Genomic DNA, 20,994 nt, shown 5'->3' with positions numbered 1-20,994 from the left:
ATTAAATTATAATTATTTAAAACGAATAAAAATTAAACAAAACAAACATCATATGTCGTTTTAATAAAAATAACACAATGTATAATTAATCCTTCAGCTGATCAATTATACATATAGACCTGAAAAAGAAATATTTCATTTAAAAATATATAATTTTGCTATCAATAAAAAGCAAAATGGTATGAAGAACCTATTATTCGCCGCCGTGTTTTTAAGCACAAACCTGTACTGGAGTCAGTATACAGATTTTAATATCGTAAAAGAAGTTAAGGTAAAAAACAAAGGAGTTGTTGTTTCTGCCCATCCGCTAGCAAGTGAAGCAGGAGCAAAAATCATGAAGCAAGGAGGAAATGCTTATGATGCTGTCATAGCCACTCAATATGCATTAGCCGTGGTTTATCCTCAGGCAGGAAATATAGGCGGTGGCGGATTTTTAGTGGGTGTAAAAAATAATGGTGAAAAATTTACGATCGATTATAGAGAAACAGCTCCAAGGAATGCATCGAGAGATATGTACGTCGACAAAACAGGAAAAGCCAGTACAGACCTTTCGCAGAACGGCAGATTAGCTGTAGGAATCCCTGGTAGTATTGCAGGCTTTTTTGCTACCCTAAAATATTGCAACCTTCCCATGGAAAAAATTATTCAGCCAGCCATAGATCTCGCTGAGAAAGGGTTTGCTATTACAGAAAAAGAAGCTGATATGCTTAACACCCACAAGGTAAATTTCCAAAAACACAATCAATCACCAATTCCTTTTGTAAAAGACACCCCGTGGAAAGCGGGTGATATTTTGGTTCAGAAAGAATTGGCTGAGACTTTAAAACTTATTCAGAAACAAGGAGCAAAAGGATTTTATGAAGGTAAAACCGCAGCCCTTATTGTTTCTGAAATGAAAAGAGGAAACGGAATTATCACTTCTGAAGATTTAAAAAACTATAAGGTTGCCCAGAGAAAAGCTCTTGAATTTGATTACAAAGGAAATAATGTTGTTTCCATGCCCTTACCGTCCAGTGGTGGAGTTCTTTTAGCCCAGATGCTGAGAATGGCAAGTTTTGAAAATTTAGAAAAATATCAGCTGAATTCTACTCCTGCCGTACAGATCATGGTAGAAGCCGAAAGAAGAGCCTATGCTGACCGTGCAGAATATATGGGGGATCCGGATTTTATAGGAGATAAGACCTCTTATCTTATCTCTGATGATTATTTGAAAAAGAGATGGAAAAGCTTTAGTTTTTCTAAGGCCACGCCTAGCTCTGAGGTTGGAAAGATCATAAAGCAACCTAAAGAATCAACACAAACGACCCACATTTCAGTAATTGATAAGGATGGAAATGCTGCATCTGTAACCACTACCCTTAACGGGTATTACGGAAGTAAAGTGGTTGTGTCCGGAGCAGGATTCTTTTTAAATAATGAGATGGATGACTTTTCTATCAAACCGGGAGTTCCGAATATGTTTGGGGCTGTAGGCGGGGAAGCCAATTCTATTCAACCGAATAAGAGGATGCTCTCATCCATGACTCCTACCATACTCTTAAAAAACGGAAAACCTTTTATGGTAGTAGGAACACCGGGCGGAACAACAATTCCGACATCAGTATATCAATCCATCGTAGATGTTGTTGATTTTAAATTGAACGCCAATATTTCCGTAAACGCACCTAAATTCCATCACCAATGGCTTCCAGAAACCGTATCTGTGGAAAACAATTTTCCGGAATCAACAATTTCTGAATTAAAGGCTAAAAATTATGTTATCGAAAAAGTAAAACAGATCGGAAAAACAGAAATGATCGTTATTGATGAGAATGGAAACATACATGCAGTAGCGGACGGACGTGGTGACGACTCTGTCGCAACAGAATAACTTCTGGTTACCTATTTGTAATTTTCAACTAAATATTTAAAGGACGAAAAAAGGAAAAGATCATTTTTTCATGACATCTATCATGATTCCTGATATTTTTTCTTACTTTTCGTCCTTTAAATTAAAAAACACCCCCATTGAAAGCAAAAAAAATCTATCAGCAGCTCTATTTTCAGGTAATCATCGCCATCATTGCAGGTATACTTCTGGGAAGGTTCTATCCCGAACTGGGAGAGAAAATGAAGCCTTTAGGCGATGGCTTTATCAAACTTGTAAAAATGATTATTGCTCCGGTAATTTTTATTACGCTTACATTAGGAATTGCCCATATGACCGACCTGAAAAAGGTAGGGAGAATTGCAGTAAAGGCAATGATCTATTTCTTTACTTTTTCAACATTAGCTTTAATCATCGGACTAATCGTCGGTAACATCCTTCAACCCGGCACAGGCTTGAATATTGATCCGGCCTCGCTTTCTGGAGATATTTCCCAGTATCAGCAAAAAGCCCACGAATCCACACTTACGGGTTTTATGATGAATATTATTCCTGAAACCCTTTTCAGTCCCCTGGTCGGTGAAAATATTCTTCAGGTCTTATTGGTCGCTATTTTAATGGGAGTTGCACTTGTATTGACAAAAGAAAAAAGCCAAAGGATAACCAACTTTCTGCAGGATCTTTCAACACCTGTTTTTAAAATCGTGCATATGCTTATGAAACTTGCTCCCATCGGAGCTTTCGGGGCAATGGCTTTTACCATCGGAAAATATGGTCTTCATTCAATTCTCAATCTTCTGTTCCTGGTAGGGACATTTTATATCACCTCATTACTATTTGTTGTTTTGGTACTGGGTGCTGTTGCCTGGTATAATGGTTTCAGCATTTTTAAGCTGATGTTTTATCTTAAAGAGGAGCTTCTTTTAGTTCTGGGAACCAGCTCTTCAGAATCCGCATTACCGGGAATTATGGAAAAGCTTGAAAAAGCAGGATGCTCCAAAGCTATCGTAGGATTGGTGGTTCCCACCGGCTATTCTTTCAACCTCGATGGCACTAATATTTACATGACACTGGCTTCATTGTTCATAGCACAAGCCCTGAATATTCATCTGCCACTGGAAAAACAATTAATGCTACTCCTTGTCGCTATGCTAAGTTCTAAAGGTGCAGCGGGCGTAACAGGAGCCGGATTTGTAACTTTAGCAGCTACATTGGCTGTAGTTCCGGAGATTCCGATCGCAGGAATGACACTGATCCTGGGAATCGATAAATTCATGAGCGAGTGCCGGGCATTGACCAACGTTATAGGAAATTCCGTAGCCACTGTAGTGGTTGCAAATTGGGAAAAACAACTGGATAAAGAACAGCTCCATTACTCCCTGAACCATCCACAAGAAGTAGAAAAGAAGTTAGAGGCTTAAATTAGAATCGTCAGACTGGCAGGAAGCACCTTAATATGGATCGGGGATTTTATTTTATTAAATTCACCGTCCAGGTGCCAGTTTTTGGTATTGACACTGAACTCGATTTCTGAAACCGGAAGATAGGTCACATAATCATCATCTTTCAGTTTTTTGGTAAACATCCTGTATGCAAATAATGCAGAATAGGTTAATGGAAATTTCTTAACCAAAACCATATCTACCAATCCGTCACTTTTACTCGCGTGCGGAGCAATATATGCATTATTTCCAAACTGACGGGTATTAGCAATATTCAGCATCAGATATCTGCCGTTATATTGCTGGTAAGCTTCATCAACAAATTTAACCTTAATGGGTTTATAATTAAAAAAGGTTTTAAGGGAAACCTTGATGTAATTTTTGAAACCCCTGTCCGTCTTTTCAAATTCTTTTACCACCTTGCCATCAAATCCTGTTCCTGAAACATTGATGGAAAGTCTTTCATTTACGGTAAAAGTGTCAATTTTTCTGGATTTTTTCGCCTTTAGCTTATCCAGTAGCTCATCTAGATTTTTGCTGAATTGGGTTTCGTTCGAGAATCCGTTTCCTGAACCTGCCGGAAAAATAGCTAAAATTTTAGGTGTATTAATCAACTTCCTTGCTACTGTAGAAATAGTGCCATCCCCTCCTATTGCAACAAAAATTTCTATTTCATTGAAGTGCTCTTCAATAAAATCATCTGTTCCCTGAATGGATTCTGAAATATAGTAAAGGGGATTTTCCACCTTTTTTTTCAACTCATTGAGAAATGGCTGATAATTCCTTTTGGCAGAAAACGGGTTGATGATAAAAGCTACTTTTTCCATTACAGCAAAAATAAAAAATGCTTCCTGATTTGGAAGCATTATTCTTATTTAATTTTCATTCTTTCTTTAAACTCGGGCTTAAGCGTCCCTTTAAGATCCTCCCATGATACGGGGATTGTGATGTCTCCAGCTGCGAAAGCTGCAATTTCGTATGGACTATAATGGAAATACAGGTTCTTATCATCAAAATAGAAATTGCTACTTGCAGGAATTACTTCTACCAGGAGCATATCAGAATTTTTCACCTCTCCTTTCTCATCGGTCGTTCCACTATTCATCTTATTGATATTCTTCATCAGAATTCCCTCAATTTGTTTTTTAGGCATGGTGGTAATATCAGCCAACTGTACTTTCTTATTGTTTTTCAGGTCAAACACCCGCTCGGAAAACCCGTAATTATCGTGGGCTCCCCCTTCATACGCACTGTAAACATATTCAATGTGCATATAATCATTGGTTGTGGATTTCAGATTCATATAGTTACTGGTATACCATTCCTGAGGAAATGATACTCCAAGATCCTTCGCCTCCTTCTTGATAGAATTGAAATATTCTGCCTTTTCTCTTTCCAGGTAGGACTGAATCCCGTTTTTAGAAAAATCTGTTGCCCCTTTATTGATAAAATAGATGCTGTCCAGGAGCTTTTGGTCTTTCAAAGAAGGAAATACTAAAAGTTTCGAAGTATATTTTACAGTTAAAGAATCATTGACCTTCGTAGAGTCGCTAACTTTTACTGAATCGACTACAAATTTTTCGGACTGATTCACTTCTGTTTTTTCTGTCGATGAATCCTTTTTTTCATTCTTTTTACACGCTGCAAGAGCAAAGAACGAGGAAAGCAAAATAGCTGCAATTGTATTTTTCATATTCTATATTTGTGATGTCAATACAAAAACCATTCACAAAATGAATGGTTTTGTAAATTATAATGAATTTTTTTAGTTCGCCGGTATTTTCTGGCTTTCAAATTGATCATTCCCAAAAGCTAAAACAGGAATGAATATAAATCCTAAGAAGAATAAAAGAATCGTGTATAAAGGCGTTTCTTTGCTAAATCCTTTGGCAAGACTATCATTAACCATCCATGATGCAAACAGGTTAACAAACGGAATAAAAAATAAAATAATCCACCAAGCCGGTTTCTTTACAATATCAAGCAAAACGATGATGTTATAAATAGGAATGAAAGCCGCCCATGCATCTTGGCGCCCTGCTTTCTGAAATATTTTATACATACAATATCCATAGAACAGATATATAATCAGATAAAAGAATAACATTCCGATTCCAATTCCGGCCGCTGCCGCAGAATCCATCCCATCGTAAGGATCTGTTTGTAAAAGAGTTAACATATTATTAATTTTTATTGGTTTGCTCAAATATAACGAAAAAGCTTCTATAAATAGAAGCTTTTAATTTATTTTTTAATTAAACTTATCACCTGATTTTCACTTTTTGAAGCTACTCCCCAAATCTGTTTAAATGCGGGATAATAATCTTTAGGATAATCCGGACTGCTTACTTTGGTCTTTGAGGTGACCTCCAGTTTATTTCCTTTTTGCTCTGCAACATAGCTGTATTCGATCTCCTTATCATCCGTTATTATCTTTTTATTTTTTGGCATTTCTTCAATAACATAACCTTCGGGAATTTCGAAAATGATTTTTTTTGTTCTTGTGTAGGCTGATATAAAATCTATGGGATATTTTCTTTCATCTGTCTGATCAAATTCATTGGAGTTTTTATTAAGAAACAGCATAGGATTAATGATCATTTTTTTCCCTATTCTATCGATCAGGTTTTCTGATGTAAATTTCATCGTACTTTCAAAATCACCATTTTCTAGAACTTTTGAGTTAATATCCGTAAAATCAATAGCAAAGTTTTCCTTGTACTGCTTTTTGTATTTATCCATATTCTCGTCATAACTTTCTTTGGCAAACATCGCATAGCTACCTGTATCTTTGTCGGAATAAGTTCCGGAAATACTTCCATCTTCATTGATCTTAGCCTCAGCCGTAAGGTAAGTAAAACTTGGTTGTGCATTGGTCATAGATAATTCCTGTACTTTTTCCTTTGGAGCCAGGATCCCAAATTGATTCCAATCTCTTGGAGGCAGCATATCCCTTGAAGATTGCTTGGATGTAGCATCATATAAATGATATTGGTCTTTAATTTTAACGGCTGCCAGGACAAAGTTTAAATTCGAGACATTCGGAGATGCAATATTGATCATTCCGTTACTAACAGTAGAGATCAATAACGGATCTGCCTTTAACCCTGCTTCTCTAAGCATCATGATTAAAAAAAGATTGATCTCCGCAGCGTTTCCGGTTTTTGTTTCGAGAAGTTTTTTTATTCCATCTTCTGTCCTTACTCCCGAATATTTATTCCAGGTAAAGGCCTTTTGGACATATTTAAAAATAGCATCCGCCTTATCCATATCTGTAAGCCCTGAAATTCCTGAAGGCATATTTTCTTTCGCCAATTTTGTTCTTTTCAGTTCTCCACCAAAATCTTCATTCTCATATAATCTTTCTTTGATCTTCTCCCAGGATGATGAATACAACTTCAGTTCTTTAAAATTGGTGGAATGCAATTCCGCACTGATCTTCGTTCTGTAATTCCTATCATTTTTTATGAATTTCTCCGTTTTAAAACCTTTAAGGTTTTCATACCCGAAACGATAGGTTCTGTAATTGGAGCCATACAGAAGCTTTTCCTCAACCTGCTTGTATTTAGGACTTAAAGAGCCTGTATAATTTATATTATACGATATATTGGAAGGAGCATCCAAAATATATTCAGTATATAATGATGGTGTATCAGATTCTATCAATATTTCCGGAATGGAATACAAGAACGGAGAAGTGATCTCATACTGGTATTCAATAACAGAACCGTTTTTTACATTAGGAAAAGCAAATTTGGTAACCGATATATACTTATTTTCTTTACTCTTGTACTTTGAACTTTTATCTACTTTAGTCGTGACCACATTTCCGTTTTCAAGGTTATAGGTGTAAGCCTTCATTTTAGATAAGCTTTCCTGGCTGCTGCCATCCTGATAAAGGGGCACTTCAAGATTAAGCCAGTCTTCGGCTTTTTCTTTATCATAAATCTTCACCCTGTAGAAGGCTCTTTTCTGCAAAGTACCATTATTGGAATCTATATTAAAAGACACTGATTTATACAAAATTTCCGCCGGAGCATTTTCGTCCAGCAATGATTTTTGCTTTGATAAATCGGTATCATTAAATTTAGGTGGGTTGAGAAATTCCTGTTTTTGGGCTTTGAGGCAAACAATACTGATTGAACTCAAAACGACGAATATAATTTTTTTCATGCTTAGATTTTAGTTATTAGAATTTTAGAATTGTCCATATTTACAGTTTTCTTTCGGAATTTGATATAATCATTGTATTTTTCTTTAGGATACGTTCCTTTATTTACATGAATAGTCCTGGTAACGGTAAGCTCTTGTCCATTCTTGATAAAGTTAAGCTGATAGGTTCCAAATTCAGACGGAAGTTTTACATCCTCAGGAACTTCATCGATCTTATAATTTTTAGGAATTTCAAATGTAATCTTATATTCATCTTCAAAAGACTGCATGATCTCAAACGGCAATTCCCTTTTATCATCTGCTTTATAATTATTATCAGAAAAGATAGGTACCGCTCGGAATACCATACTGCTTCCGGCATTCTTGGAATAGTTATTAGCCTTAAAATCAAGATTATATTTTATAACTGCATTATCCCTGTCATTAATAAAATCTTTCATTTCAATATTTTCAAAATGTAAAATATTTAAAAGGCTTTTTACTGATTCATTTTTTTCCTTAGGAGATAATGTGGCAAATCTTAAGTTATAATCATATTGACTGCCTGTAAAAGCAAACTCTCCTTTTCCTGCAATACTATTATCTTCATTAAGCTTAATTTTAAGGATTTGCTTTTCTTTATTTTGTTCTGCAGAATATGAAGGAGTATCCATCACTTCAATTCCATCCTTTTTAACCAAAAGAACATTTCGGTCCGTTGTACTGTAGCTCAAATGGTTAAAAGCAATCTGCTGGGATGTATTTTCCAGCCATATGTTTCCCTTTTCAGTAGGCACCATTAAGATAACATGGTTCCCTCCCATTTTTGGAAAATCTTTATCGAAAGACACCGGTGAAGAGCCGGAGTTGATGGTGCAATAGTACGATGGAATTCCCGCTTCATCAAGTAAGGTCTTCATATAATTGGATAACCCTTTACAGTCGCCATATCCTTTTTTCTGTACTTCATCCGGCATCATAGGCTGCCATCCCCCAATTCCCAGCGCAACAAATATATATCGGGTTTTACCCTGCATATACTGATACAGTTTTCTCACCTTTTCTTCTGTGGACCCCTGTAAATTAAGTGCTGCAACATCAGCTTTTATAGAGGGCGTGGAAACAGATACAGGTTGCAAAATGCTATTATAATACCAGGATCCGAAATCTTTCCAGCTCGTAATACTTCCCTGCTTTCCTTCCAGATTGAATTTTGCCAGTGAAAAACTCACTTTAGGTAAGATCTTAAGTGGTGAAGGAAGTAAAGAAACATCTTCTATTGCAGGAACATTTTTATATGAATATACTTTTTCTGCCCCATTACTGCTTTCTGCAACCGTAGTATAATTGTACTTCGAAGGATAAGTTTTTGTACGGAGCTCAATACCTGAATTATTAAGAATCTTAAACTGGCTTTCCTCCAATGCTACATTGGTGCCTGAAAAAGGTACAAAATCCGGTATGAAAATAGTGTTTTCATTAGTGATCTGGTACGAAAACTCGAGTGTATAAGGATATTGGGTCGGAGTATAAGCCAATGATAAATATCTGCTATCCGAATAAAAGACTCCCTGGGAATTGTTAGCAAAGTCTCCGAAATCCGATTTGGAATAAGACTTTATTTTTTTACCGGATTCGTCATACACTGTAACTTTTACGTCAGAAATATGATCTCCTTTGTCATATGGAATATAAGCATGAGCCTGGGAATCCCCGTCTTTATTTAAAACCGTAGTTACGGTATTTATCTGATATTTTACCTCATCTATCTTGTTGATCTGGATCGTGGTAAAATCTTTTCGGATCACCGCATTGGCATCCTTCTTTAAATTCTCCGGGATTGCTGACACCGGATAGCTTTGGGCGTAGTAAAGAGAAGCAATACAAACGGCACCAACTGTTAAGATTTTCATCATTGTTTTAAAAAATTTAACAAAAGTAATGAAATCTTAATAAATGTTAAAATTTAATTTTCGAAGACAAAAAAAGGCTCCAAAACGGAGCCTTTTTCATTATATTTTTTAGAAAAATAAATTATGCATCAATTTTAGCATATTTTGCATTTTTCTCAATAAACTCTCTTCTTGGCGGAACTTCATCTCCCATCAACATAGAGAAAACACTATCTGCTTCTACAGCATTGTCAATAGTTACCTGTTTCAATATTCTATGCTCAGGATTTAAGGTCGTTTCCCAAAGCTGCTCAGGATTCATTTCCCCAAGACCTTTGTAACGTTGTACCTCTACTCCTTTTCCATCCGGAGACATATCCAGAGTAAATTCCTCACGCTCTTTTTCATTATAGGCATATACTTTTTTGTTACCTTTCTTCAATAAATATAAAGGCGGTTGAGCGATATAGATATAACCATTTTCAATCAATTCTTTCATATATCTGAAGAAGAATGTCAGAATCAATGTAGAAATGTGGGAACCGTCAATATCGGCATCGGTCATGATGACAATCTTATGATATCTCAGTTTCGCCATATTCAACGCCTTACTGTCTTCTTCCGTTCCTACAGAAACCCCAAGAGCTGTGTAAATATTTTTAATTTCCTCATTATCATAAACTTTATGAAGCATAGACTTTTCAACGTTCAAAATTTTACCTCTTAATGGAAGGATAGCCTGGAAATGTCTGTCACGTCCTTGTTTTGCAGTACCTCCTGCGGAATCTCCCTCAACAAGGAATATTTCAGATTCTTCAGGACTTTTAGAAGAACAGTCGGACAATTTCCCAGGAAGTCCGGAACCTCCCATCGGAGATTTTCTCTGAACCATTTCACGGGCTTTTTTCGCAGCCTGTCTTGCTTTTGCTGCTAAAACAACCTTCTGAACGATAATTTTAGCTTCGTTAGGATTTTCTTCTAAGAAGTTCGTAAGCATTTCCCCCACAATTTTATCAACTGCTCCGGAAACTTCGGAATTACCCAATTTTGTTTTAGTTTGCCCTTCAAACTGCGGTTCCATTACTTTTACGGAAACCACGGCTGTAAGACCTTCACGGAAGTCATCTCCCGTAATTTCTACCTTTTCTTTCTGAGGGATCCCCAGATCATCGGCATATTTCTTTAAGGTCCTCGTTAATGCACGTCTGAAACCCGCAAGGTGTGTTCCCCCTTCATGGGTATTGATATTATTAACGTAAGAGTGAAGATTCTCATTAAATGAAGTATTGTAACGCATTGCCACTTCAACCGGAATATCATCTCTTTCGCCCTCCATGAAGATTACATTCTCCATAATGGCCTCACGGCTTCCGTCAATGTAGGCAACAAATTCCTTTAAACCGCCTTCGGAATGAAAGACTTCTGATTTGAAAGAACCATCTTCCAGAGTCTCTCTTTCATCGGTAAGGGTAATGGTAATACCTTTATTAAGATAAGAAAGCTCTCGTAAACGGCTTGCTAACGTATCATAGTTATATACTAATTCAGTGAAAATGGTATCATCAGGCTGGAAGAACTGCTTAGTTCCTCTTTTGTCACTATTCCCTATTTCTTCAACTCCCGTTTGTGCTTTTCCTTTGGAATATACCTGCTGGTAAACGTTTCCGTCTCTGTATACGGTTGTAATCATTTCATTGGAAAGTGCATTCACACAAGATACCCCAACACCATGAAGACCTCCGGAAACCTTATAGGAATCTTTATCGAACTTACCTCCTGCTCCGATCTTCGTCATTACAACTTCAAGAGCAGATTTTTGTTCTTTTTCGTGGAAGTCAACCGGAATACCTCTACCGTTATCCATTACTTCGATTCCGTTTCCTTCTTTAATGCTAACGAAAACGGTATCGCAGTATCCTGCTAACGCTTCGTCAATAGAGTTATCTACTACTTCATAAACCAAATGATGGAGACCTCTTACTCCTACATCACCAATGTACATTGAAGGACGCATACGAACGTGCTCCATTCCTTCCAATGCCTGAATACTACTAGCTGTATATTGTTTCTGACTCATATCAAATTATTAAACTTTGCCAATTGCAAAGACCTACAAATATCGTGATTTTTTTCGAGATATGAAAGTTAAAATATGTCAAAAAAGATGGAGTTTTCAACACGAATCAAAGGCATTTTTATCTTAAAAAAATACAAAGTTATATTGCATTTCAATAATATCAACTGTTTTAAATCATGTATTCTTCTATAATTAATGCTTAAATTTATTTACTCAAAATTGATATTATGGACGATTTCATTGCAGCCCGTGCCCAGATGGCCATGTCCCTCGGCTTCCACATTATATTTTCGTGTGTAGGTATGGTTATGCCATTTTTAATGGCCTTTGCCCACTGGAAATACCTTAAAACAAAAAACGAAGTATATAAGGGACTTACAAAAGCATGGAGCAAAGGAGTCGCCATTCTTTTTGCAACAGGAGCTGTTTCCGGAACTATGCTTTCTTTTGAATTGGGACTTCTTTGGCCACAGTTCATGAAACACGCCGGCCCCATCTTCGGAATGCCTTTTTCTCTTGAAGGAACAGCATTTTTTATCGAAGCAATTGCTATCGGTTTTTTTCTTTACGGATGGGATAAGTTCAACAAATGGTTTCACTGGTTCTGTGGATTTTTAGTCGGACTCAGTGGATTGGCTTCCGGCATCCTTGTCGTTGCAGCCAATGCGTGGATGAACTCTCCCGCAGGCTTTGATTATATCAACGGACAATATGTAAATATAGATCCTATCAAAGCGATGTTTAATGAAGCCTGGTTTCCACAGGCATTGCATATGACGGTAGCTGCATTTTGTGCAACCGGTTTTGCCGTTGCAGGAGTTCATGCTTTTTTAATTATGCGAAAAAGAAATGTGGAATTTCACACCAAAGCATTTAGAATTGCTGCAGGTTTTGCCCTCATAGGAGCTTTCGGAGCTCCCTTAAGTGGTGATATCGCTGCTAAATCAGTTGCAGAAAGACAGCCTATAAAATTGGCTGCAATGGAAGCTCATTTTAAAACAGAAAAGGGAGCTTCTTTTGTGATCGGAGGAATTCCGGATGAAAAGAAAGGCGAAATCAAATATGCATTAAAAATCCCTAAATTATTAAGTTTTCTCGTCAGTAATGATTTTAATGCTGAAGTAAAGGGATTGAATGATTTCAGCAGAGATGAATGGCCTCCTGTTGCCGTTGTCCACTACTCTTTCCAGATCATGATCTTCTTTGGTGTCATAATGATCTGCATAGGTTCTCTATATGTCTATTCGCTATTCTTTAAAAAAGAATGGCTGAGCAAGAACTGGCTGCTGAAAACATTTCTGATCGCCACTCCTTTTGGATATATAGCATTGGAAGCAGGCTGGACTGTAACAGAAGTAGGCCGCCAGCCCTGGATAATTTATGGTATTATGCGGACTGTAGATGCTGTAACGCCTATGCCGGGCATCCAGTATTCCTTCTATTTCTTCACCGCAATTTTTGTTTCCCTGTCATTGATTTTAATATTTCTTCTCAAAAGACAAATCCAAATGGTTCCGAAATTATATGACCCTACAGATATTCAGTTTAACGCTAAAAATACAAAATCATGATCTACGTTGTTATAGGCTTTCTTTGGCTGTCAATTTGCCTGTATGTAATCTTGGGAGGAGCTGATTTTGGCGCAGGGATCGTGGAGTTATTCACCAATAAAAAATCCCGTCATAAAACAGAGGAGATTATGTATGAATCAATCGCTCCGGTTTGGGAAGCGAATCATATGTGGGTGATTATTGCTATTGTGATCCTGTTTGTAGGATTTCCTGAAATTTACACAACGATGTCCACTTACCTGCATATTCCGTTAGTTCTTATGCTTGTAGGAATTATTGCAAGAGGTACCGCTTTTACATTCAGGCATTATGATGCGGTGAAAGATGACTGGCAGTTTTTATATACTCACATTTTTTATTATGCAAGCCTTCTCACTCCTTTTTTCTTAGGGCTGATTGCGGCAGCTACAGTTTCCCAATCCATTAATCCGGACGCCACCACATTTCTGGATCTCTATATTTTCAGCTGGCTGAATTGGTTCGGAGTGACCGTTGGTTTATTTACAGTGGCCCTCTGTGCCTATCTTGCTTCAATATTTTCTCTTAGGGAAACCAAGGATCGTGTGCAACTTAATCTGATGATCAGAAAATCCAAACAAACGATGATCTTTGTAGTGATCACCGGAGCTCTGGTTTTTCTTTCAGCGTATCTTTCGGGCATTCCTCTAGTTACCTGGGTTTTCTCCAAACCTTTGGGAATTATGGCAATTGCCTTTGCAACGATAGCACTGTTATTGATTTTCCGGGCTATGAAACAACGGAAGCTCCTTCCCGTTCGTGCCTTAGCAGGATTCCAGGTTATTATGATCCTGGTGGCCGCAACGTATCAGCATAACCCTGATATCATATTATTAGGGAATGGGCAGCATCTTTCATTATTAGAACATGTAGCAGCTCCGAAAACGATTTCTGCTTTAGCGTGGGCATTAATGTTAGGATCTTTATTTATTCTGCCGTTTTTATTTTACCTGATGGCTTCATTCAGTAAACTAAGGAAGTAAGGATTATTTTTTAAGTAAAACAATTTCAACCCTCCTATTCATAATCCGGTCCGCTTCCGTTTGTTCGGGATAAGCAACCGGATTAAGATGTCCTTGTCCGCTTGCTTTTATACGGCTGGAATCTATACCTTGCATCTGGAGGAATTCCTTTATAGAATTAGCCCTTGTATGTGAAAGATTAAAAGTACCCAAATCAAGATCTTCACCATCAAAATTATTATAATCACAGCAAATATGCCCCTGTAATTCTACCTGCATAGCCGGATTATCTCTTAGTATTTTAAGCAGCTTAAGAATTGTTTCATTCCCAACCGGGAGCCAGACATGACGGCCGCCAATAAAATTAACATTAGGAAGAGAATATGTATTTTGAACTTTCAGCTCAGCAACACTCAGATCTACAAAACTTGGAGGAACTTTTCGTAGAATTTTTTCTCCCTTAGCCCATTCTCTGTCTATAAAAATATCTACTCTTCTGTTTTTCTTCCGTAATTCTTCTGAACTATTATCATTGATCTGTTTTCCCTCACCGAGACCTACAACATTTTCAATTGTAATATGAGTTTTAATTTTCTCCTGCAGGTATTTTTTAACTGCATTTGCACGGTTTTCAGACAATATTTTATTGTAATGTATGCTTCCCGTAGAATCACAATTTCCAAAAATCCTGAATCTTAAATTGCCTTTTAACTGAGCCAAACTATCTAATTTCTTTTGGGATTGCTTATCAAGTTTATAGTCATCATGCACAAAGTAAACAGATTCAATCATTTGCGACTTAATGACAAGACATTGTAACAGAAAAAATAAAACAAAAATTTTCATCGAAATTGAGTTTTATATGGAACGGAAAATAACAATTTATAGTTTGTAGCAAAAAAAATCCTGAAGTATCTTCAGGATTTTTGTGCGTAAGCGGGATCCGATCCCTAACCTTAACTATTCATTGACTTTAACTTAGAATAAAAAATATGACTCACGCAATTAAGGTTTTTATCGCACCGTTTTTTATTATTTCCATAAGCTTTGTTTTTGTTGTTTGATACTCATTTTTAATTGTAGGAAAGAAATCTTTTATAAAATCATATAAAACGCCAAGCACAAATTTTATAAGTAAGTCAAAGCCTTCTAAGCTTAAGCCAGTTAAACTTAAAAATGAATGAATTTCTTATTTATACTAGTTTCATTAAAACCTGCTCATCAACTTTTTCTACTTTGACTAAATTATTCTTAGTTAGAGTCTTAGATGCTTTATCCCATTTTTTACCGGATAACTGACTTCTTTCTTTAACTTCTGCTAAAGAGAATGCTTCTTCCTGAGAGTTTAAAATTTCAAGAATTACTTTCTCATCTTCTCCCAATTCAATCTGAGGAACTGTTTTTTCAGGTCTCATCTGAGGGAAGAATAATACTTCCTGGATGGATGCATTATCCGTTAAGAACATGATCAATCTGTCCATACCAATTCCTAATCCGGAAGTTGGAGGCATTCCGTATTCCAAAGCTCTAAGGAAATCCTGGTCGATAAACATCGCTTCATCATCACCTCTTTCAGAAAGAGCCATCTGCGCTTCGAAACGTTCTCTCTGATCAATAGGGTCATTTAACTCAGAATAAGCATTAGCTATTTCCTTTCCGCAAACCATCAACTCAAAACGCTCTGTTAAGCCTTCTTTGCTTCTGTGTTTTTTAGTTAAAGGAGACATTTCGATCGGATAATCGGTAATGAAAGTTGGCTGAATGAAATTTCCTTCACATTTTTCTCCGAAGATCTCATCAATTAATTTCCCTTTACCCATTGTTTCATTAACCTCAATCCCAATAGATTTAGCAAAATCAAACAATTCCTTTTCAGTTTTTCCTGTGATATCGAATCCTGTATATTTCTGGATCGCTTCAGTCATTGAAACTCTAGGATAAGGTGCTTTCCAATTTATCTTATGCTCTCCGAAAGTAGATTCGGCATTTCCATTAACCTGAGTAGCACAGAATTCCAATAGCTTTTCTGTGAAATCCATCATCCAGTTGTAATCCTTGTAAGCCACATAAATTTCCATCGCTGTAAATTCCGGATTATGTGTTCTGTCCATTCCCTCATTTCTGAAGTTTTTGGAAAACTCATATACCCCATCAAATCCTCCAACGATCAATCTTTTAAGATAAAGCTCGTTTGCAATTCTTAAATATAATGGAATATCCAAGGCGTTATGGTGTGTAATGAACGGTTTTGCCGCAGCTCCTCCCGGAATGGATTGAAGAATCGGAGTTTCAACTTCAAAATATCCTGCATCATTAAAGAAGGTTCTCATGGCATTGAACAATTTTGTTCTCTTCACAAAAATTTCTTTAATATGCGGGTTGACGGTTAAATCAACATAACGTTGTCTGTATCTTAGTTCAGGATCATTAAATCCATCATGTATTACTCCATTCTCATCCGTTTTGGATTGTGGTAGCGGACGTAAAGATTTCGTAAGGAGAGTAAAATTCTTTACCAGTACAGTTTTCTCCCCTACTTGTGTGGTAAAAAGCTCCCCTTCTATACCGATAATATCCCCGATATCTAAAAGGTGTTTGTACACTTCATTATACAAAGTTTTATCTTCTCCTGTACAGATCTCATCTCTGTTGAAATATACCTGAATTTTACCTGTAGAATCCTGCAATTCAGCAAAAGAAGCCTTCCCTTGAATTCTTCGGGACATCAATCTACCAGCAATCTTCACCTGTTTACTCTCAGAAAAATCCTGTTTTATAGACTCTGTTGTATCTGTAATTTTGTATTCATCTGCCGGGAACGCGTTGATCCCCATTTCAACAAGCTTATTAAGCTTTTCTCTTCTAATGATTTCTTGTTCTGATAATTGCATTTCTTATTTTTCTAAAAGCCTACAAATTTAGGTATTTTTGAGTTGACTGTCAATGACTTTTCCCAGAAATATATTTATTTCTGTAAAAATGCGGTTAAAGAGAGGTTTGCTTACGGGAACCAGCCTTTTCTGTCTTGTTGAGGGATAAATGTCCAGGCCAGAATTCTGCTTATTTTTTGGCCCTGAGCCATATCGATGGTTTTGAACTCTACTGTCTTACTCTTTTTCAGGAGTGTGGTAAGTGGATACAGATTATCTTTTTTGGAAACCAGACAGGTAAACCACAGGACCTGCGAAGCGAATAAACTGCTTTCATGTATCATCCTGGTAATAAAAGCAAGCTCCCCACCTTCGCACCATAATTCCGATTGTTGTCCTCCAAAATTGAGTAAAGGCTTCTTAACTCTGGATTGACGGAGATTTTTAGTCTTTCTGAGATTTCCTTTTATGGCAGATTCTTCAGAGTCATGAAAAGGAGGATTACACATTGAAAACATAAATCTGTCTCCTTCTAGAAGCATATTCCTGAATATACAGTCAGAAGCCGGCTGATGCTTCAAATGAATAAAAGATGACAGATCCGGGTTATTGTCGAGAATACGTTGTGCATTTTGCAACGAGTCTTTATTAATATCTGTTCCCGTCATTGTCCATCCGTAAGACCTGTGAGCAATTAAAGGATACACGAGATTAGCTCCTACACCTATATCGATACCATCTATTGAAGAGCTTTCAGGGATTTCACCGGATCCGGATTCAAGAGCCAGTAAATCAGCAATGTAATGAATATAATCTGCTCTTCCGGGAATCGGAGGGCATAAATTATTTTCAGGAATATCCCAGTTCCGGATATGGTAAAAATGTTGTAAAAGGGCTTTGTTGAGTAGTTTTACCGCCTTTGGAAGGCTGAAGTTGATCGTTAATGTTTGGTGTGCATTAACAAAAACATAGTGCTTCAGTTCTGGCACACAAGAAATGAGCTGATCAAAATCATAGGGATCACGATGAAGATTTCTTGTGTGCAGACTGGATTTTTCAGCAGACATATTTTACTTCTTCTGACTTAAAATATATTCTACCATTTTTTTTGCATCGTCTTTAGATACCTGAGGATGGGGCTGCATAGGAACACTTCCCCAAACTCCGCTTCCGCCTTCTATAATCTTGGAGGCCAGCATTTCAATATCTTTTTCAGAATATTTGTCAGCTATTTCCTGATAAGAAGGTCCTATCATTCTCTCATTAACCGTGTGACATCCTGTACAATCCAACGTTTCTATGATCTGGCTCCCGGAAAGATTGGTTTTTGCCGGTTCAGAAGCAGCAGTTGTTTCTGATGAAGGAGTATCAACAGGTGTATTTTCTTTTTTGGAACAGGAAAGAATAAAAAATCCTATGCATCCTGTCAAAAACAGTTTTTTCATTATTTAGTCAATGTATCTGCTTTTGCGTCCTTTGCAGGTACGGATACTGCTGCATTTACATCTGCTTCTGGTTTGTTGCGGGCTGTTGCGGTAGTGTCTACAACTGTAGTTGCTTCAGGCTCTTCAAGCATTGTGTTGCTATCTTGTAGTGAATGATCTGGTTTCTTTTTGCAGTTTACAACTAATAAACCTCCGATAAATGCAAGTGCTAATACTTTTTTCATTATTTTTTCTATAAAATTTAAGCAAAAGTATAAAAAATAAATTTTTAAAGTGATGATAAATATCCGTTTCAACAATAATTTATCTGGAATAAGATTACTAATGTTCTTTTATCTAAATAAAAATTTTAATTTTAAAGTATGATATTCATTTCTAAAATTCTGTTTTTCACCAGTCATCATGGTTTTTACACCGTGGTCCTCCTGATTGTTTTCTTCAGCTTAGTATCATTCCTTACTAAAAAATGGTGGTTATTACTGCCGATTATCCCTTTAGGAATAGCCAATGCCTTTGCGGGACAGTTTTTGAATGCCTGGTTTTTAAACAAATACGGAACTGAAAGTACTGCAATCATTACCTCCGATGTGGAGACAAGTTCTACATTAAACGATATGTATATCCATGATTATGAAGCAATTGTAAAAAAGCAGGACGGTAAATATATTACAACTTTTTTCTCTACCACTTCGGCTTCTATATACCCTATTGAAAATGCAATCCGTATTCCACAGGTAAACAGTCCATTTCCCGTAAAATATATTCCGGGATATGAGAAAAATATCGTGATTTTATATGATCAGTCCGAAGAAGGCAGACGTCTTCGCCAATATGAAATGCAGGCTCCTATCAATACAGCAAAAATAAAATATGAGGCAGATCCCACCAATAAAGAATTCATCAAAGAATACCTAACTGCATTAGAAAATTATGTAGAAGTTTATAAAGATGATAACTACAATATTCAAATTGAAAAGCTGAAGAAAGAATTGGAAGAGAGCCGATAGTTAATTTTATCTTAAGTTTTTTTAATTTTATTCTTTTTTGGTTTTGATATTAAAAAAAATTTTTACATTTGTGCCATGTTTAATACGAGCAATAATTTTTGGTGGTGGCTTTCAAACTCTTCGTCGGGTCTGAAAGGATTATCGTATTGCTAATTGTTAAGCTGCTTTGCAATAAAATAAGATAAACAAAATATCAAGACTTTGACGGATTCCGTTGAAGTCTTTTTTTTATTATTTAATCTCAAACAAAAATAAAAACATCAAATGTTTAATAAGAATATAAAGGTAAAAACCGTATCAAAGAAAACACTGGGAGATCTTCAGACTCCCATGAATATTTATCTGCAGATCCGTGACAAGTTCAGGGACACCATTCTTTTGGAAAGCTCGGATTCTAAAAACATAGATAATAATTTTTCATTTATCGCCATAAATGCCATAGCAGGAATTGAGGTTAAGAACCTTAATGAATTCGAGGTTAAGTTCCCCAATTCAGAACCTGTAAAGCAGTTTATCATTGATCATAAGATCGCAGATATCCTGCATGACTTTTCTTCTGTTTTTGATTGTGAAAAAACAACGGATCCCATTGAAGAAACAGCACAAAACCTTTTCGGATATACCAGCTTTGAGGCGGTTCAGTTTTTCGAGAACATCAATTTTAAAGCACAAAGCCCGGAGGTTGAAATTCCCCTTGTGAGATACAGATTATACCAGTACGTTATTGCAATCAATCATTACAATGATGAAATGCATTTTATCGAAAATCAAATCGAAGGGATCAAATCAGAACTTTATACTTTAGAAAATTTAATAAAAAATAAAAGCTCAGTAGTCTACCCTTTTGAGAAAACGGGTGAAGAAACCTCAAATATTACCGATGAAGAATATCTGGAACTGGTTAAAACGGCTCAAAAACACTGCATGCGGGGAGATGTTTTTCAATTGGTATTGAGCAGAAGATTCGAACAAAAGTTTCTGGGTGACGAATTCAACGTATACCGTGCTTTAAGAAATATCAATCCTTCTCCTTATCTGTTCTTTTTCGATTACGGAGATTACAAATTATTCGGATCGAGCCCCGAGAGCCAACTGATTATTAAAGATCATAAGGCCATCATCCATCCTATTGCGGGAACTTTTAAAAGAACCGGAAACTTTGATGTAGATCTTCAATCTATAGAAGAATTAAAAAATGACCCCAAGGAAAATGCTGAACATACTATGCTGGTAGACCTGGCAAGAAATGATCTGGGAAAAATGGGAAGAAATGTAACGGTAACAAAGTTAAAGGAAATCCAACTTTTTTCTCACGTTATTCATATGGTAAGTGAAGTAACATCGGAATTACCGGAAAATACCAATCCTTTTGAAGTGGTTGCTTCCACCTTTCCTCAGGGGACTTTAAGTGGTGCTCCTAAGCATAAAGCCCTTCAATTAATCAATCAATATGAGAAGGATTCACGGGGTTACTATGGAGGCTGTATCGGAATGGTAGGTCTGAACGGAAGCTGCAACCAGGCTATTATGATCAGAACCTTTTTAAGTAAAAACAATACTCTTTTTTATCAGGCCGGTGCAGGACTGGTAGCCAAATCCAATCCTGAAAGTGAACTTCAGGAAGTCAACAATAAGCTTAACGCACTCAAGAAAGCTGTAGAAAAGGCAGATAAACTCAAATACTAATTTAA

Annotated in this window: 17 protein-coding genes; 6 read left to right on the top strand and 11 right to left on the bottom strand. The window is 36.6% G+C overall.

Annotated elements, in window-relative coordinates:
- Positions 1 to 181: 181 nt before the first annotated feature.
- Both ggt and AC0INN_RS02215 read left to right on the top strand, forming a co-directional pair.
- On the top strand, positions 182 to 1,870 hold the full coding sequence (gene ggt, locus AC0INN_RS02220) for a gamma-glutamyltransferase (RefSeq protein WP_306611503.1): 1,689 nt from the start codon (positions 182 to 184) through the stop codon (positions 1,868 to 1,870).
- Positions 1,871 to 2,007: 137 nt separating this feature from the next.
- Entirely contained in the window at positions 2,008 to 3,288 is a 1,281-nt protein-coding gene (locus AC0INN_RS02215; protein WP_306611502.1) for a dicarboxylate/amino acid:cation symporter, read from the top strand.
- On the opposite strand, the gene AC0INN_RS02210 is transcribed toward AC0INN_RS02215, so the two are convergent.
- The 6 genes from AC0INN_RS02210 to gyrB all read right to left on the bottom strand — a co-directional run bounded on the left by AC0INN_RS02210 (position 3,285) and on the right by gyrB (position 11,430).
- Positions 3,285 to 4,175: a diacylglycerol/lipid kinase family protein gene (locus tag AC0INN_RS02210; protein ID WP_373428004.1), complete on the bottom strand. Its 891-nt coding sequence runs from the start codon at positions 4,173 to 4,175 to the stop codon at positions 3,285 to 3,287. The two genes, AC0INN_RS02215 and AC0INN_RS02210, sit on opposite strands and share 4 nt — an antisense overlap.
- Before the next feature lie 5 nt (positions 4,176 to 4,180).
- Positions 4,181 to 5,002 carry an RsiV family protein gene (locus tag AC0INN_RS02205; RefSeq protein ID WP_172277650.1) on the bottom strand — a complete coding sequence of 274 codons (822 nt, stop codon included), beginning with the start codon at positions 5,000 to 5,002 and terminating at the stop codon, positions 4,181 to 4,183.
- Positions 5,003 to 5,074: 72 nt separating this feature from the next.
- A complete protein-coding gene (locus tag AC0INN_RS02200; RefSeq protein ID WP_273647472.1) occupies positions 5,075 to 5,488 on the bottom strand; it encodes a DUF5684 domain-containing protein in 414 nt (137 codons plus the stop codon).
- A gap of 65 nt (positions 5,489 to 5,553) precedes the next feature.
- A complete protein-coding gene (locus AC0INN_RS02195) occupies positions 5,554 to 7,482 on the bottom strand; it encodes a DUF3857 domain-containing protein (RefSeq protein WP_273647471.1) in 1,929 nt (642 codons plus the stop codon).
- A gap of 2 nt (positions 7,483 to 7,484) precedes the next feature.
- Positions 7,485 to 9,377: a DUF3857 domain-containing protein gene (locus tag AC0INN_RS02190; RefSeq protein ID WP_273647470.1), complete on the bottom strand. Its 1,893-nt coding sequence runs from the start codon at positions 9,375 to 9,377 to the stop codon at positions 7,485 to 7,487.
- A 118-nt stretch (positions 9,378 to 9,495) separates the two neighbouring features.
- Positions 9,496 to 11,430 carry a DNA topoisomerase (ATP-hydrolyzing) subunit B gene (gyrB, locus tag AC0INN_RS02185; protein WP_306611497.1) on the bottom strand — a complete coding sequence of 645 codons (1,935 nt, stop codon included), beginning with the start codon at positions 11,428 to 11,430 and terminating at the stop codon, positions 9,496 to 9,498.
- 227 nt (positions 11,431 to 11,657) lie between these two features.
- Here gyrB and AC0INN_RS02180 point away from each other — a divergent pair, with 227 nt between their 5' ends.
- Positions 11,658 to 13,001: a cytochrome ubiquinol oxidase subunit I gene (locus AC0INN_RS02180; protein WP_172277640.1), complete on the top strand. Its 1,344-nt coding sequence runs from the start codon at positions 11,658 to 11,660 to the stop codon at positions 12,999 to 13,001.
- Entirely contained in the window at positions 12,998 to 14,002 is a 1,005-nt protein-coding gene (locus AC0INN_RS02175; protein WP_172277638.1) for a cytochrome d ubiquinol oxidase subunit II, read from the top strand. The genes AC0INN_RS02180 and AC0INN_RS02175 overlap by 4 nt, the downstream gene beginning before the upstream one ends.
- Positions 14,003 to 14,005: 3 nt before the next feature.
- Here the strand turns inward: AC0INN_RS02175 and AC0INN_RS02170 are convergent, their stop codons facing one another.
- The 5 genes from AC0INN_RS02170 to AC0INN_RS02150 all read right to left on the bottom strand — a co-directional run bounded on the left by AC0INN_RS02170 (position 14,006) and on the right by AC0INN_RS02150 (position 18,520).
- Positions 14,006 to 14,827, bottom strand: coding sequence for an OmpA family protein (locus AC0INN_RS02170; RefSeq protein ID WP_273647469.1), 822 nt, complete (start codon positions 14,825 to 14,827; stop codon positions 14,006 to 14,008).
- Between the two features lie 347 nt (positions 14,828 to 15,174).
- Positions 15,175 to 16,872 carry a lysine--tRNA ligase gene (lysS, locus tag AC0INN_RS02165; RefSeq protein WP_273647468.1) on the bottom strand — a complete coding sequence of 566 codons (1,698 nt, stop codon included), beginning with the start codon at positions 16,870 to 16,872 and terminating at the stop codon, positions 15,175 to 15,177.
- 110 nt (positions 16,873 to 16,982) lie between these two features.
- Positions 16,983 to 17,918: a 23S rRNA (adenine(1618)-N(6))-methyltransferase RlmF gene (gene rlmF, locus AC0INN_RS02160; RefSeq protein WP_273647467.1), complete on the bottom strand. Its 936-nt coding sequence runs from the start codon at positions 17,916 to 17,918 to the stop codon at positions 16,983 to 16,985.
- 3 nt (positions 17,919 to 17,921) lie between these two features.
- Positions 17,922 to 18,296 carry a c-type cytochrome gene (locus AC0INN_RS02155; protein WP_172277630.1) on the bottom strand — a complete coding sequence of 125 codons (375 nt, stop codon included), beginning with the start codon at positions 18,294 to 18,296 and terminating at the stop codon, positions 17,922 to 17,924.
- Positions 18,296 to 18,520, bottom strand: coding sequence for a hypothetical protein (locus AC0INN_RS02150; protein ID WP_172276484.1), 225 nt, complete (start codon positions 18,518 to 18,520; stop codon positions 18,296 to 18,298). Before AC0INN_RS02150 ends, AC0INN_RS02155 begins: the two co-directional genes overlap by 1 nt.
- 138 nt (positions 18,521 to 18,658) lie before the next feature.
- Here AC0INN_RS02150 and AC0INN_RS02145 point away from each other — a divergent pair, with 138 nt between their 5' ends.
- Positions 18,659 to 19,303 (top strand): hypothetical protein, encoded by a 645-nt coding sequence (locus AC0INN_RS02145; RefSeq protein WP_273647466.1) that lies wholly within the window; start codon positions 18,659 to 18,661, stop codon positions 19,301 to 19,303.
- 264 nt (positions 19,304 to 19,567) lie between these two features.
- Entirely contained in the window at positions 19,568 to 20,989 is a 1,422-nt protein-coding gene (locus AC0INN_RS02140; protein WP_273647465.1) for an anthranilate synthase component I family protein, read from the top strand.
- Positions 20,990 to 20,994 lie beyond the last annotated feature (5 nt).

Source organism: Chryseobacterium subflavum (assembly GCF_055762745.1).
The sequence above is the reverse complement of the archived record's forward strand: the minus strand, read 5'-3'. Positions and strand labels throughout refer to the sequence as shown.

What these genes read in the sequence shown, in the direction of transcription:
- AC0INN_RS02200 (WP_273647472.1), bottom strand. Translation starts at nt 5,488, where the DNA reads ATGTTAACTCTTTTACAAACAGATCCTTACGATGGGATGGATTCTGCG.
- AC0INN_RS02140 (WP_273647465.1), top strand. Translation starts at nt 19,568, where the DNA reads ATGTTTAATAAGAATATAAAGGTAAAAACCGTATCAAAGAAAACACTG.
- AC0INN_RS02210 (WP_373428004.1), bottom strand. Translation starts at nt 4,175, where the DNA reads ATGCTTCCAAATCAGGAAGCATTTTTTATTTTTGCTGTAATGGAAAAA.
- AC0INN_RS02155 (WP_172277630.1), bottom strand. Translation starts at nt 18,296, where the DNA reads ATGAAAAAACTGTTTTTGACAGGATGCATAGGATTTTTTATTCTTTCC.
- AC0INN_RS02180 (WP_172277640.1), top strand. Translation starts at nt 11,658, where the DNA reads ATGGACGATTTCATTGCAGCCCGTGCCCAGATGGCCATGTCCCTCGGC.
- AC0INN_RS02190 (WP_273647470.1), bottom strand. Translation starts at nt 9,377, where the DNA reads ATGATGAAAATCTTAACAGTTGGTGCCGTTTGTATTGCTTCTCTTTAC.
- rlmF (WP_273647467.1), bottom strand. Translation starts at nt 17,918, where the DNA reads ATGTCTGCTGAAAAATCCAGTCTGCACACAAGAAATCTTCATCGTGAT.
- AC0INN_RS02175 (WP_172277638.1), top strand. Translation starts at nt 12,998, where the DNA reads ATGATCTACGTTGTTATAGGCTTTCTTTGGCTGTCAATTTGCCTGTAT.
- gyrB (WP_306611497.1), bottom strand. Translation starts at nt 11,430, where the DNA reads ATGAGTCAGAAACAATATACAGCTAGTAGTATTCAGGCATTGGAAGGA.
- AC0INN_RS02195 (WP_273647471.1), bottom strand. Translation starts at nt 7,482, where the DNA reads ATGAAAAAAATTATATTCGTCGTTTTGAGTTCAATCAGTATTGTTTGC.
- ggt (WP_306611503.1), top strand. Translation starts at nt 182, where the DNA reads ATGAAGAACCTATTATTCGCCGCCGTGTTTTTAAGCACAAACCTGTAC.
- lysS (WP_273647468.1), bottom strand. Translation starts at nt 16,872, where the DNA reads ATGCAATTATCAGAACAAGAAATCATTAGAAGAGAAAAGCTTAATAAG.
- AC0INN_RS02150 (WP_172276484.1), bottom strand. Translation starts at nt 18,520, where the DNA reads ATGAAAAAAGTATTAGCACTTGCATTTATCGGAGGTTTATTAGTTGTA.
- AC0INN_RS02205 (WP_172277650.1), bottom strand. Translation starts at nt 5,002, where the DNA reads ATGAAAAATACAATTGCAGCTATTTTGCTTTCCTCGTTCTTTGCTCTT.
- AC0INN_RS02170 (WP_273647469.1), bottom strand. Translation starts at nt 14,827, where the DNA reads ATGAAAATTTTTGTTTTATTTTTTCTGTTACAATGTCTTGTCATTAAG.
- AC0INN_RS02145 (WP_273647466.1), top strand. Translation starts at nt 18,659, where the DNA reads ATGATATTCATTTCTAAAATTCTGTTTTTCACCAGTCATCATGGTTTT.